At 65.5% G+C, this 12644-nt stretch carries 8 protein-coding genes; all 8 read left to right on the top strand.

What is annotated here, in order from left to right:
- Positions 1–78 precede the first annotated feature (78 nt).
- On the top strand, positions 79–2973 hold the full coding sequence (gene galA / locus XcyCFBP4188_RS20675; RefSeq protein WP_104592780.1) for a beta-galactosidase GalA: 2895 nt from the start codon (positions 79–81) through the stop codon (positions 2971–2973).
- Positions 2970–5393 carry an alpha-N-acetylglucosaminidase gene (locus XcyCFBP4188_RS20670; RefSeq protein ID WP_104592779.1) on the top strand — a complete coding sequence of 808 codons (2424 nt, stop codon included), beginning with the start codon at positions 2970–2972 and terminating at the stop codon, positions 5391–5393. The genes galA and XcyCFBP4188_RS20670 overlap by 4 nt, the downstream gene beginning before the upstream one ends.
- Before the next feature lie 121 nt (positions 5394–5514).
- Positions 5515–6687: an acyltransferase family protein gene (locus tag XcyCFBP4188_RS20665; RefSeq protein ID WP_104592778.1), complete on the top strand. Its 1173-nt coding sequence runs from the start codon at positions 5515–5517 to the stop codon at positions 6685–6687.
- A gap of 257 nt (positions 6688–6944) precedes the next feature.
- The gene (locus XcyCFBP4188_RS20660) at positions 6945–7667 is read left to right on the top strand and encodes a GntR family transcriptional regulator (protein ID WP_172839323.1); all 723 of its coding nucleotides are present in this window, start codon (positions 6945–6947) and stop codon (positions 7665–7667) included.
- A gap of 45 nt (positions 7668–7712) precedes the next feature.
- Positions 7713–8987 (top strand): sugar MFS transporter, encoded by a 1275-nt coding sequence (locus XcyCFBP4188_RS20655; RefSeq protein WP_104592777.1) that lies wholly within the window; start codon positions 7713–7715, stop codon positions 8985–8987.
- Between the two features lie 40 nt (positions 8988–9027).
- Positions 9028–10095, top strand: coding sequence for a LacI family DNA-binding transcriptional regulator (locus XcyCFBP4188_RS20650; RefSeq protein ID WP_043889880.1), 1068 nt, complete (start codon positions 9028–9030; stop codon positions 10093–10095).
- 5 nt (positions 10096–10100) lie between these two features.
- A complete protein-coding gene (locus XcyCFBP4188_RS20645) occupies positions 10101–11129 on the top strand; it encodes an SIS domain-containing protein (RefSeq protein ID WP_006451305.1) in 1029 nt (342 codons plus the stop codon).
- A 2-nt stretch (positions 11130–11131) separates the two neighbouring features.
- Positions 11132–12286 carry an N-acetylglucosamine-6-phosphate deacetylase gene (nagA, locus tag XcyCFBP4188_RS20640; RefSeq protein WP_104592776.1) on the top strand — a complete coding sequence of 385 codons (1155 nt, stop codon included), beginning with the start codon at positions 11132–11134 and terminating at the stop codon, positions 12284–12286.
- Positions 12287–12644 lie beyond the last annotated feature (358 nt).

Below are 12644 nucleotides of genomic sequence, written 5' to 3'. Positions count from 1 at the left end.
ACTTCAAAGATGCTACGGGTGTTGCTGCTGCGCGTCGGTCGCAGGGCATGTACGCAACGCTGTTGATCGGGCACTGCCATGCGCAGACGTGACTTCCTCGCCGGCAGCGTCTGCGCCTCGTCGTTGCTCGGGGTTCCGACGCTGACTCCTGGCATGGCGAGCGCTGCAACTGCACGCGCTGGCGTTACCGGAAAGCCGCGTCCCACTCCGCCGCCATCAGTTGAAGATGGCAGTGGCCAATGGCTGGACCTGGATGAGGGCTGGCGGTTCCACGCCGGCGATCTCCCGTTCCCGCGCCTGCTTGCGCAGGACGAGACCTACGACAACGCCAAGGCCGGCCGGGCCTGGGGCGCGGCCGCGCCGGACTTCGACGACACAGGCTGGCGGCAGCTGCAACTGCCGCACGATTTTGTGGTGGAGCAGCCGGTGCGCGCTGACGCCAATATCGCGCGAGGCTATCGGCCGCGCGGTATCGCCTGGTACCGGCGCACGCTGCGGTTGGAAGAGTCCGTGCGCGGCCAGGCGGTGGAGCTGCGTCTAGACGGCATTGCCAGCCATGCCACCGTGTGGGTCAACGGCATGCTGATGGCGCGCAGCTGGAGTGGCTACAACGGGTTGGTGATCGACATGACCCCCGTTGCACGCTACGGCAACGCCTTGAACAGCATCGCCATCCGTGTCGATGCCGAAGCGATGGACGGTTGGTGGTACGAAGGCGGCGGCATTTACCGGCACACCTGGCTGGTGTTGCGGACGCCGTTGCACATCGCTGGCGATGGCCTGGCAGCGGTGCCGCACGAAGGCCCGGGCGATGTCTGGCAGGTGCCGGTGGAGCTGGAGCTGGTCAACAGTGGCGAGCAGCCAACCGAAGCTTGGGTAGATGTCGAAGTGCGCGATGCACGTGGTGCTGTGGTGGCGCATGGACAGACGCAACTACGCGTTGCTGCACTCGGCACTGCGCAAGCAAAAGTGAGCGTAACGGTTGCGCAGCCGCAGCGCTGGAGCGTGGGCACGCCGGTGCTGTATCGCGTGGTGGCCAGCGTGCGCGGCGAAGACGGCCGCAGCGATCATGCCGAGTGCGAGATCGGTTTTCGCAGCCTGCGCTTCGATGCCGACCACGGCTTTTTTCTCAATGGCCGCGCGCTCAAGATCAAGGGCGTGTGCCTGCATCAGGACCATGCCGGCGTCGGTGTGGCGCTGCCCGATGCCTTGCATGCGTTTCGCCTGCGTCGGTTGAAGTCGATGGGCTGCAACGCCATTCGCCTGCATCACGCGGTGGCGCCGGAACTGCTGCAGGCCTGCGACCGGCTGGGCATGCTGGTGATGGCCGAGAACCGCCTGTTCAATCCCGCACCCGAGTATGTGGCGCTGTTGCAAACGATGGTGCGGCGCCAGCGCAACCATCCCAGCGTGTTTGCGTGGTCGCTGCTTAACGAAGAGCCACTGCAGGGCACCGCCACCGGCTACGCCATCATGGCGCGCGCCGCCAGCGCCGTGCGTGCGCTCGACGACACCCGCCCGATCACTGCCGGCATGAATGATGGCATGTTCGCCACGCGCGGCGCGGCAGATGTGGTGGATGTGCTCGGCTTCAACTATCGCCAGTACAACTACGACCGTGTGCATGCCGCGCGCCCGCGCACGCCGATGTTGTCCAGCGAAGACACCAGTGCCTTTCAGACCCGCGGCGCGTGGTTCACCGACATGGACGCACACGTGGTGGCCGAAGACGACAGCCTGGCCGCCGACTGGGGCAATACCCATCGCCGCGCCTGGCAGCTGATTGCAGAGCGCCCATTCGTCGCCGGCAGTTTCGTGTGGACAGGGTTCGATTATCGCGGCGAACCCACGCCGTTCGAATGGCCGTCGGTGGGCTCGTTCTTCGGCATCATGGACCAGTGCGGATTTCCCAAGGGAGCGTATTGGTTGCGCCGCGCCTTGTGGATCGACGATGCGCCGGTGCTGCATCTGTTGCCGCACTGGAACTGGCCGGGTCGCGAAGGCCAGCCGATCAAGGTGATGGCGTTCTGCAATGCCGCGCAGGTGGAGCTGTGGCTCAACGGCCGCTCGCTGGGTAAACAGGCGGTGGACCGTGCGCAAATGAATCAGTGGCAGGTGCAGTACGCGCCGGGCGTCCTCGAAGCGGTGGCCTGGCGCGATGGTCGCGAGGTGGCGCGCACGCGCGTGGAAACCACCGGCGCAGCGGTTGCGTTGCGGTTGACGCCCGACCGCGCGCAACTACGCGGCAATGGACGCGATGCGCAGCCGGTGACGCTGGAAGCGGTGGACGCGCAAGGCCGCCACGTGCCCGATTGCAATGCAACGCTGACACTGCACATCAGCGGCGGCCGGTTGCTGGGCGTGGGCAATGGCGACCCGAATGCGCACGCACCCGATCAGGCCACGCAGGTGGCCTTGTTCAACGGGCTGGCGCAGGCCATCGTGCAGGCAGGCCGCGGTGCCGGCGTACTGCGCCTGCAGGCGCGTGCATCAGGACTGCAAGATGCGGTGGCCGAGATCGCCTGCACGGCGGTGCCGCTACCAGCGGCTGTGGCAGTGACCGCACCGGTGATGGTGGTCGAAAGCTGGCGGCACACTGCCGCATTCGCGCAGCCACCGGCAGCGGATCTGTCGCGCCGCCCCAACGACAACAACAGCTGGAGCAACACGCTGCCCGGTACGCTGGAAACCGCACCCGAGCGCGCTGGCTACGTGTTGTACCGCACCCAGTTCACGCCATGGCAAGGCGTGCAGACCCACGGCGGCGTGCTTGATCTGGGCCGGCTCAGTGGGCCGGCGCAAGTGTTTCTGGATGGCCGCGTGGTGGCGCAAGCGGCAGCCGGCACGCCGATCAAGTTGGCGCTTGCGCCCGCGACCGGTGCGCGCACGCTGGCGGTGATCGTGCAGGTCGCCGCCGATCAGCCATTTGGTTTCCACGACGTCGTCACCGTGCATTATCGGAACTCGCCATGATCGCTTCATCGTTTTCACCCTCGTCGCATGCGCGCCTGTTCGCTGGTGCAGTGCTGAGCGCATTGCTCGCCATTCCAGTCAGCGTGCTGGCCGCACCGCCCGCACAAGCGGTGGTGCAACGCCTGATCGGCGCGCGCGCGGCCCAGTTCGAGATGACGATGGCGCCGCGCGGCGATGGCGCGGACTGGTATCGCATCGATGCCGGTGGCGACACGGTGCGCATTGCCGGCTCCTCGCAGGTGGCATTGGCGCGCGGCGCCTACGCGTATCTCGGCCAGGCCGGTGCGGCGTCGATGAGTTGGGAGGGCGACCGCGTGGCACTGCCGGCGCAATGGCCTGCCTACAGCAGCGGCCAGGTGCGCACGCCGTTTGCGCATCGCGCCTATCTCAACACCTGCACCTACGGCTACACCACGCCGTTCTGGGAGTGGCCGCGCTGGCAGCGCGAGATCGACTGGATGGCGTTGCACGGCATCGACATGCCGCTGGCGATGGAAGGGCAGGAAGCGATCTGGCAAACGCTGTGGCGCGAGTTCGATGTGGGCGATGCTGCGCTGGCGGAATATTTCTCCGGCCCGGCGTTTACCCCGTGGCAGCGCATGGGCAATATCGAGGGTTATCGCGCGCCGTTGCCGCAACAGTGGATCGACAGCAAGCGCGTGCTGCAGACGCAGATCCTCACACGCATGCGCGAGCTGGGCATGCAACCGGTGCTGCCGGCGTTTGCCGGCTACGTGCCCAAGGCATTCGCGCAGGCACATCCAAATGCGCGTATCTACCGCATGCGCGCCTGGGAGGGGTTTCACGAAACCTATTGGCTGGATCCGCGCGATCCCTTGTTCGCCAAAGTCGCGCGCCGATTCCTTGAGCTGTACACGCAGACCTACGGCGCTGGCGAGTTCTATCTGGCCGATGCCTTCAACGAAATGCTGCCGCCAGTGGCCGACGACGGCAGCGACGTGGCCGCCGCCAAGTACGGCGACAGCATCGCCAACTCCGACGCCGCACGTGCCAAGGCAGTGCCGCCAGCGCAACGCGATGCACGCCTGGCCGAGTACGGTCAGGCGCTGTATCGCTCCATCGCCCAGGTCAATCCGCAGGCCACCTGGGTGATGCAGGGCTGGCTGTTCGGTGCCGATCGTGAGTTCTGGCAACCGCAGGCGATCGCCGCGTTTCTGGGCAAGGTGCCGGACGCGCGGTTGATGGTGCTGGACATCGGCAACGATCGGTATCCCGGTACCTGGAAGGCCTCGCAGGCCTTCGACAACAAACAATGGATCTACGGCTACGTGCACAACTACGGCGCCAGCAATCCGCTGTACGGCGACTTTGCGTTTTATCGCCAGGATCTGCGGGCCTTGCTGGCCGATCCGGACAAACGCAATCTGCGCGGCTTCGGCGTGTTTCCCGAAGGCTTGCACAGCAACTCGGTAGTCTATGAGTATCTCTACGCGCTGGCCTGGGAAGGTCCGCAGCAATCGTGGTCGCAGTGGCTCACGCAGTACACGCGCGCCCGCTACGGACACAGCGATGCGGCATTGCTGCAGGCCTGGTCGGATCTGGACGCGGGCATCTACCAGACCCGCTATTGGTCGCTGCGCTGGTGGAACAAGCGGGCCGGCGCGTATCTGCTGTTCAAGCGGCCGACTGCCGACATTGTCGGCTTCGACGATCGCCCCGGCGATCCGCAACGCCTGCGCCGCGCCATCGACGCCCTGCTGCAGCAAGCCGACCGTTACGCCGACGCACCGCTCTACCGCTACGACCTGATCGAAGACGCGCGGCATTACCTCAGCCTGCACGCCGACCGCCAATTACAGGCGGTGGTGCAGGCCTACGCCGCCGGCGACTTCGCACGCGGCGATGCGCTGTTGGCGCGCACGACGCGATTGGTGCAAGGACTCGATGCACTGGTCGGCGGCCAACACGAAACCCTCGCCGACTGGACCGGTCAGGCGGCCGCTGCCGCGGGCGACGATGCCGCGTTACGTCGCGTGTATGTCGGCAACGCGCGTGCGCAGGTCAGCGTCTGGGGCGGTGACGGCAATCTTGCCGATTACGCCTCCAAGGCCTGGCAAGGCATGTACGCGGAGTTCTATCTGCAGCGCTGGACGCGCTTTCTGAGCGCCTACCGTGCTGCACGCAAGGCCGGCACGCCGTTCGACGAAGCGGCCTTCAACACCAAGCTTGCAGCGTGGGAGCGCCAATGGGCCGAGCAGGGCAGCGTGCCGAAGCGCCAGCCACCACGCGATCCACTGACCTCGCTGCGCACCTTGCTGGCGCAGGTGGATGCGCAAGACAATTTGCAGAGCGCTTTGCGAAGCGACATGCAAGGCGAGGTGCAAGAAATTGCACACGGCGCCATGCACGACACTACGCACGGCGCCATGCACGGAACTGTCCAAGGTGCCGCCCAATGAGCGGATCCGTCTTGCACTTCGTCGGCATGCATGACCGCTGCAGTCGCGACGCAATCACGCAAGCCATCGGCATCAAACGCACACCTCGCACCCACCTGCAGTGCCTGGGCAAGGAACTGCAATGAGCGAACAAACACCCGCTGCTGCAGCGATCACTGCATCGCCAACGCTAACGCCAAAGCGCGAACGCTTTCTTTCGCTGGACGTCTTCCGTGGCCTGACCATCTTCCTGATGATCCTGGTCAATACCGCCGGGCCGGGCGCGCAGGCATACGCGCAGCTGACCCACGCGGCCTGGTTCGGCTTCACGCTTGCCGATCTGGTATTTCCCTCGTTCCTGTTCGCAGTCGGCAGCGCGATGAGCTTCGCGCTGGCCGCAGACACGCCGCATCGGCCGTTTCTCGGCCGCGTGGGCAAGCGCGCCGCATTGATTTTTCTATGCGGTGTGCTGATGTACTGGTTTCCGTTCTTCCATCTGCAGCCCGGTGGGGGATGGGCATTTACCGCGATCGATCAACTCCGCCTCACCGGCGTGCTGCAGCGCATCGGCCTGTGTTATCTGCTCGCAGCGCTGCTGGTGCGCTATCTGCCGCCACGCGGCGTCGCGCCAGCCTGCGTGGCGCTGCTGCTGGGCTACTGGGCGGTGTTGTACGTCTTCGGCCAGCCCGGCGCCGAGTTGAGCAAGACCGGCAATGCCGGCACCCGGCTGGATCTGTGGCTGTACGGGCGCGCGCACCTGTATCGCAAAGACAACGGCTTCGACCCGGAAGGCTTGCTCGGCACGCTGCCGGCCACGGTCAACGTGCTGGCCGGCTATCTGACCGGGCGCTTCCTGCAGCGCCGCGGCAAGACCGCTGCAGCCACGCGCACGCTGCTGCTGGCCGGCGTGGGCCTGGTGCTGCTCGCGCTGCTCTGGAACCCCGCCTGGCCGCTGTCGAAAAAGCTCTGGAGCGGGTCGTTCGTCGCCTGCACCGTGGGCCTGGATCTGCTGGCCCTGGGCGTGCTGGTCTACCTGCTGGAGCTGCGCGGCTGGATCGGCGGCAGCGGCTTTTTCACCGTGCTGGGGCGCAACCCGCTGGCGATCTATCTGTTCTCCGAATTGTTCGTGGTGGTGCTGCGCCTGCTCCCGGCCGGCGGCTCCGGCCTGGACCTGTACGCCTGGGCCGGCATCCGCGTGTTCCAGACCATCGCGCCGGGGCCGCTCGGCTCGCTGCTCTGCGCACTGAGTTACACGCTGCTGTGCTGGGGCGTGGGCTGGTGGATGGATCGGCGGCGCTGGTACCTGCGGTTGTGAGGTCACGGCGCGTCAAGTGATGGTATGGCTGCCGATGCTTGCAGGTTGTCGCCGCCAGATCCTGCCAGCGCCGGCCGCCGCGTGACGCGCGGAACCTTGCGATTCGCAGGTCAGTGCGAGCTGTCGCCGGGATCGGCACCGCACAGATGCGCCGCGGCTAAATTGGTACTATATTGGACCTAACGAATCCAAGTCGGTCCGGAGGACAAGCAATGGCCAAACCCAAGGCGGCACCCCGGAACGACACCGATCCCCGGGTGGACGATCTGGCGTTGGACGCGTCCGCGCCGACCCCGTTGTACCTGCAACTGGCCGGCAAGCTCACCGACGCCATCCGCGGCGGTGAGTGGAAGGCCGGCGAGGCGCTGCCGGCCGAGCGCCAGCTGTGCGAGCGGCTGCAGATTTCGCGGGTGACCCTGCGCCAGGCGGTGGATGTGCTGGTCGAACAAGGCCTGGTCTCGCGCCGTCAGGGCGCCGGCACCTTCGTCACCGCGCAGATCCAGCATCAGCTGAGCGGCCTGACCAGTTTCAGCGAGACGCTGCGCATCAAGGGTTACGAGCCGGGCACGCGCTGGCTGGAGCGGCGCCTGCGCCCGGCGCATGGCGAAGAGATTCTGCGGCTCGGTCTGTCGCCGGATGCGGCAGTGGCCTCGCTGACACGCCTGCGCAGCGCCGACGACCGCGTCATGGCCTACGAGCACGCGGTGCTGCCGCAACGCATCGTCGCCGACCCGCAGCAGATCGGCGATTCGCTCTACAGCTATCTGGATGCGCAAGGCACCCCGGTGGTGCGCGCGTTGCAGTATTTCCGCGCGATCAATCTGCCCGCGCGCCTGGCCGAACATCTGCGCATGAAGACCGGCGAGGCGATCCTGCATGTGGTGCGCGTGGGTTATGCCCGCGACGGCAGCGCGATCGAATTGACCGATACCTATTGCCACAACGACTTCTACGATTTCGTCGCCGAACTGCGCCGCTGATTCCACCCGGCGTCCCCCAACGACAACCTCAGAGCCAGCCGATCCATGACTACTGCCAGGCCCGCAAATCCCGTTGTCTCGATCGCCATCGTCGGCGTGCTGTTTTTCATCATCGGCTTTTTCACCTGGATCAACGGGCCGCTGATCACTTTCGTGCGCTTGGCGTTCGACCTCAACGAGGTCAACGCGTTTCTGGTGCTGATGGTGTTCTACCTGTCGTATTTCTTCCTGGCGCTGCCCTCGTCGTGGATCCTCAAACGCACCGGCATGAAGAAAGGCCTGGCGCTGAGTCTGGTGGTGATGGCGGTGGGTGCGGCGGCGTTCGGCCAGTTCGCCACCCAGCGCTGGTATCCGGGTGCATTGGGCGGCCTGTTCGTGATCGGTAGCGGCCTGGCGCTGCTGCAGACCGCGATCAACCCGTACATCAGCATCCTCGGCCCGATCGAAAGCGCGGCCCGGCGTATCGCACTGATGGGTATCTGCAACAAGATCGCCGGCATCCTGGCGCCGATCCTGATCGGCTCGCTGGTGCTGCACGGCATCGGCGATCTGTCCGAGCAGGTGGCCAGTGCCAATGCCGCGACCAAGGAAACCTTGCTCACTGCGTTTGCCGCCAAGATTCACGCACCGTACCTGGTGATGTCCGGCGTACTGTTGCTGTTGGCCATCGGCGTATTGTTCTCGCCGTTGCCCGAACTCAAGGCCTCCGAGGCCAATGCAACGCCCGGCGCTGCCGGCGTGCAGAAATCCAGCATCTTCCAGTTTCCGCATCTGTGGCTGGGCGTGTTGTGCCTGTTCGTGTACGTGGGCGTGGAAGTGATGGCCGGCGATGCGATCGGCACCTACGGTCACGGCTTCAATCTGCCGTTGGACAGCACCAAACTGTTCACCTCCTACACGCTGGGCGCGATGCTGGTGGGCTATATCGCCGGCCTGGTGCTGATTCCGCGCGTGATCTCGCAGGCACGCTACCTGAGCATCTCTGCAGTGCTGGGTGTGCTGTTCTCGCTCGGCGCCTTGCTCAGCCATGGCTATGTGTCGGTGGGCTTCGTTGCCGCGCTGGGCTTTGCCAACGCGATGATGTGGCCGGCGATCTTCCCGCTGGCCATTCGCGGGCTCGGCCGTTTTACTGAAATCGGTTCGGCACTGCTGGTCATGGGCATTGCCGGCGGCGCCATCATTCCGCAGCTGTTCGCCATTCTCAAACAGCATTACGACTTCCAGGTCGTGTTCGCTGCGCTGATGGTGCCGTGCTATCTGTACATCCTGTTCTATTCGCTGCGCGGTCATCGCGTGGGCCTGCCGGCCCAGGCCAAGTGAACCCGCCAGCATGATGCGTTCCGACGAACAAGGTACCTCCATGCGCAGGCCCACCATCAAAGATGTCGCCGAGCGCGCCAAGGTCTCGTTGAAGACCGTGTCGCGCGTGATCAATAACGAACCCTCGGTGATGCAGGCCACGCGCGCGCGCGTGCTGCGCGCCATCGCCGATCTCGACTACGAACCCGATCCGTCCGCACGTAATCTGCGTAGCGGCACGCCGTTCGTGATCGGCCTGGTCTACGACAACCCCAACCCGTATCACATCATCGCCATCCAGAATGGCGTGCTGGCCGCGTGCCGCGAAACCGGCTTCGGCCTGCAGATCCATCCCTGCGATTCCACCTCGCCGTTGCTGGCCGAAGAATTGGCCGAATGGGTGCAACGCTCGCGTCTGGCCGGCGTGGTGCTGACCGCACCGATGTCAGAGCGCCCCGAGCTGATGGCCGGGTTGGCCGCACGTGGCATCAAGAGCGTGCGCATCATCGCCGCCACCGACGATCCCGGCGATGGCCCGTGCGTGTATATCGACGACCGCGCTGCGGCGTATGAGATCACCGAACATCTGGTCCAGCTCGGCCATCAACGCATCGGCTTCCTGTGGGGCGGCCCGCAGCATCGCTCTAGCGGCGAGCGCTACGCCGGCTACGAGGCCGCGCTGAAGGATTACGGCATCACCCTGGACAAGCATCTGGTGATTCCCGGCGATTACACCTTCGACGATGGCTTCCGTGGCGCACGCCGGCTGTTGTCGCTGCGCGAACCGCCCACTGCCATCTTCGGCAGCAACGATGAAATCGCCGCCGGCGTGCTGGCCGCGGCCAAATCCACCGGCATGAACGTGCCGTATCAACTCTCGATCGCCGGCTTCGAAGACAGCCCGTTTTCGCGCCAGTCGTGGCCGGCATTGACCACCGCCAAGCAGGCCACCGACGACATCGCGCGGCACGCCGCACGCCTGTTGATCAGCCAGCTGCGCAGCGATGCCTACGACGACCAGCCCGCGCAATTGCAGAACCGCGGCTTCGTGCCGCAACTGGTCGTGCGCGGTTCCACTGCACCGGCGCAACCGCCGGCCGCCAAATCCTCTCCCACCGAATCCGTCTGAGCCCGATGAGCCTTCCCCTCGAAACCGATACCTTGATGTTCCGCGAGGCGGCGCAGACCGCCGACGTGGTCGCCGCACAGTTCGCCCGCAACGCCGACACCATTGCCGCCCTCGCGCAATCGCTGCGCGACACGCCGCCACCGTTCGTGGTGACCTGCGCGCGCGGCAGTTCCGATCACGCAGCAACCTACGCCAAGTACCTGTTCGAAACCCAGCTTGGCATCGTGACTGCTTCCGCTTCGCCATCCGTGGGCTCGGTCTACGCAGCGCCGCTGCAATTGCGCGGCGCGCTGTACATCGTGATTTCGCAATCGGGCAAAAGCCCTGATCTGCTGCGCAATGCCGAGGCCGCAAAGGCTGCCGGTGCGCGCGTGGTCGCGCTGGTCAACGTGGAAGATTCGCCGCTGGCGCAGTTGGCCGAGGTGGTCATTCCGCTAGGCGCAGGCCCGGAAAAGAGCGTGGCCGCCACCAAGAGCTATCTGGCTTCGCTCGCCGCAGTGCTGCACCTGGGCGCGGTGTGGAAGAACGACCCCGCATTGTTGGCCGCGCTGGATGCATTGCCGCAGCAGTTGCGCAACGCCTGGCAGGCCGACTGGTCCGCACTCACTGCCGGCCTGGTGCCCGCACACAACCTGTTCGTGCTCGGTCGCGGCCTGGGCCTGGGCGCGGCGCAGGAAGCGGCCTTGAAGTTCAAGGAAACCTGCGGCCTGCACGCCGAAGCCTATAGCTCGGCCGAGGTCAAACACGGCCCGATGGCGCTGGTGGGGCCGGGCTTCCCGGTGCTGGTGTTTGCCCAACCGGATGAAACCGGTGCCGGCACGCGTGCGCTTGCCGCCGAATTCCGCGCGCGTGGCGCACAAGTTTGGCTGGCCGCGCCCGATGGCGACCTGCCGCTGGCCGATGCCGCACATCCGGCCAGCGCACCGCTGCTGACCGTGCAGAGTTTCTATCGCGCCATCAATGCGCTCGCATTGCAGCGTGGCCACAACCCCGACTTGCCGCCGCATTTGAACAAGGTTACGGAAACGGTTTGAACATGGATGCTTCCCCGATTCAAGCGTTGTGCAATGCACGCGTGCTCACCGACGACGGCCTGCAGGATGGGCTGGTTGTCTTGCTGGCGGGCATGCAGATCCAGGCGGTCGTGGCGGCCGACGATGCGCGTGTTGCTCAGGCGCACACACGTGTGGATCTGGGTGGCGCCACCTTGTTGCCGGGCTTCATCGACATCCAGGTCAATGGTGGTGGCGGCATGCTGTTCAACAACGCGCGCGACCCGCAGGCACTGGCCACGATCGCTGCGGCGCATCGCCGCTTCGGCACCACCGGCATGTTGCCCACGCTGATCAGCGACACTGCCGAGGTGATGGCCGAGGCGATCGAAGCCACGCGTCAGGCGATCGCGCAAGGCGTGCCCGGTGTGCTCGGCATCCATCTGGAAGGCCCATACCTGAGCCCGGCCCGCAAAGGCACGCACGATGCGCACAAGTTTCGCCTGCCGGACGCGCACGAGATTGCGGTCGATACCTCGCTGGACAACGGCGTCACCCTGATCACGCTCGCACCCGAGCGCGTGCCGTTGGACGACATCCGCGCCTTCGTCGCCGGCGGCGCAATCGTGTTCGCCGGCCACACCGCAGCGACATACGAGCAGGCGCACGCCGGCATTGCCGCCGGCGTCAACGGCTTCACCCATCTGTACAACGCGATGTCGCAACTGACCGGGCGCGAGCCCAGTGCCGTGGGCGCCGCGTTGGAAGACCCCAACGTGTGGTGCGGTGTCATCGTCGACGGCGTGCACGTGCACCCTGCCAGCCTGCGCGTCGCGTTGGCGGCCAAGCCGCGCGGCAAGCTGTTGCTGGTCACCGACGCCATGCCGATGGTCGGTGCCGACAGCCCCAGCTTCGATCTGTATGGCGAGACCATCACCGCCGTGGACGGTGTGGTGCGCAATGCTGACGGCGCACTGGCCGGCTCCGCGCTGGACATGGCAACGGCAGTGCGCAACAGCGTGCAATGGCTGGGCGTTGACCTGGCCGAAGCCGCGCGCATGGCGTCCACCTATCCCGCGCAGTGTATCGGCCTGGGCGATCGCCTTGGCAGGATTGCGCCGGGCTATCAAGCCGATCTGGTGCTGGTGGATGTGGATGTGCAGGTGTTGGCGACCTGGGTGGCCGGGCAGCGCGAGTAAGCGTGCGTGCCGCCGCTTGGATCCATGCTGCGCGGCGAGTTGCTGCAGCTGCATGGACTCGCAGCATTTCTGAAGCAAAAGTCGAGTGCTTTCTGGTGAGAGCGTTGCGTACGAGTACGCACCACATCCAAGCATCCAAACACTTTGCATCGCAACATCTGCGTGCGCAGCCTTACGGCATCAGGGCTCCATGCGCAGTGGTCTGCCTGCACACAAAAAAGAATGCGATGGCGATCACGTCGTCATTCCGTTATCTGCGTTGAATTCGACGAATTAGAGCGTGTTATGAACTTTGAAATAGAGCGGCTGCATTTCCAAGCATCAGGATCGTGAAGACGACAAAGTGCAAACCGGCCAA

Origin of the sequence: Xanthomonas hortorum pv. cynarae (assembly GCF_002939985.1) — a bacterium.
Classification (GTDB): Bacteria; Pseudomonadota; Gammaproteobacteria; order Xanthomonadales; family Xanthomonadaceae; genus Xanthomonas; species Xanthomonas hortorum_D.
The sequence above is the reverse complement of the archived record's forward strand: the minus strand, read 5'-3'. Positions and strand labels throughout refer to the sequence as shown.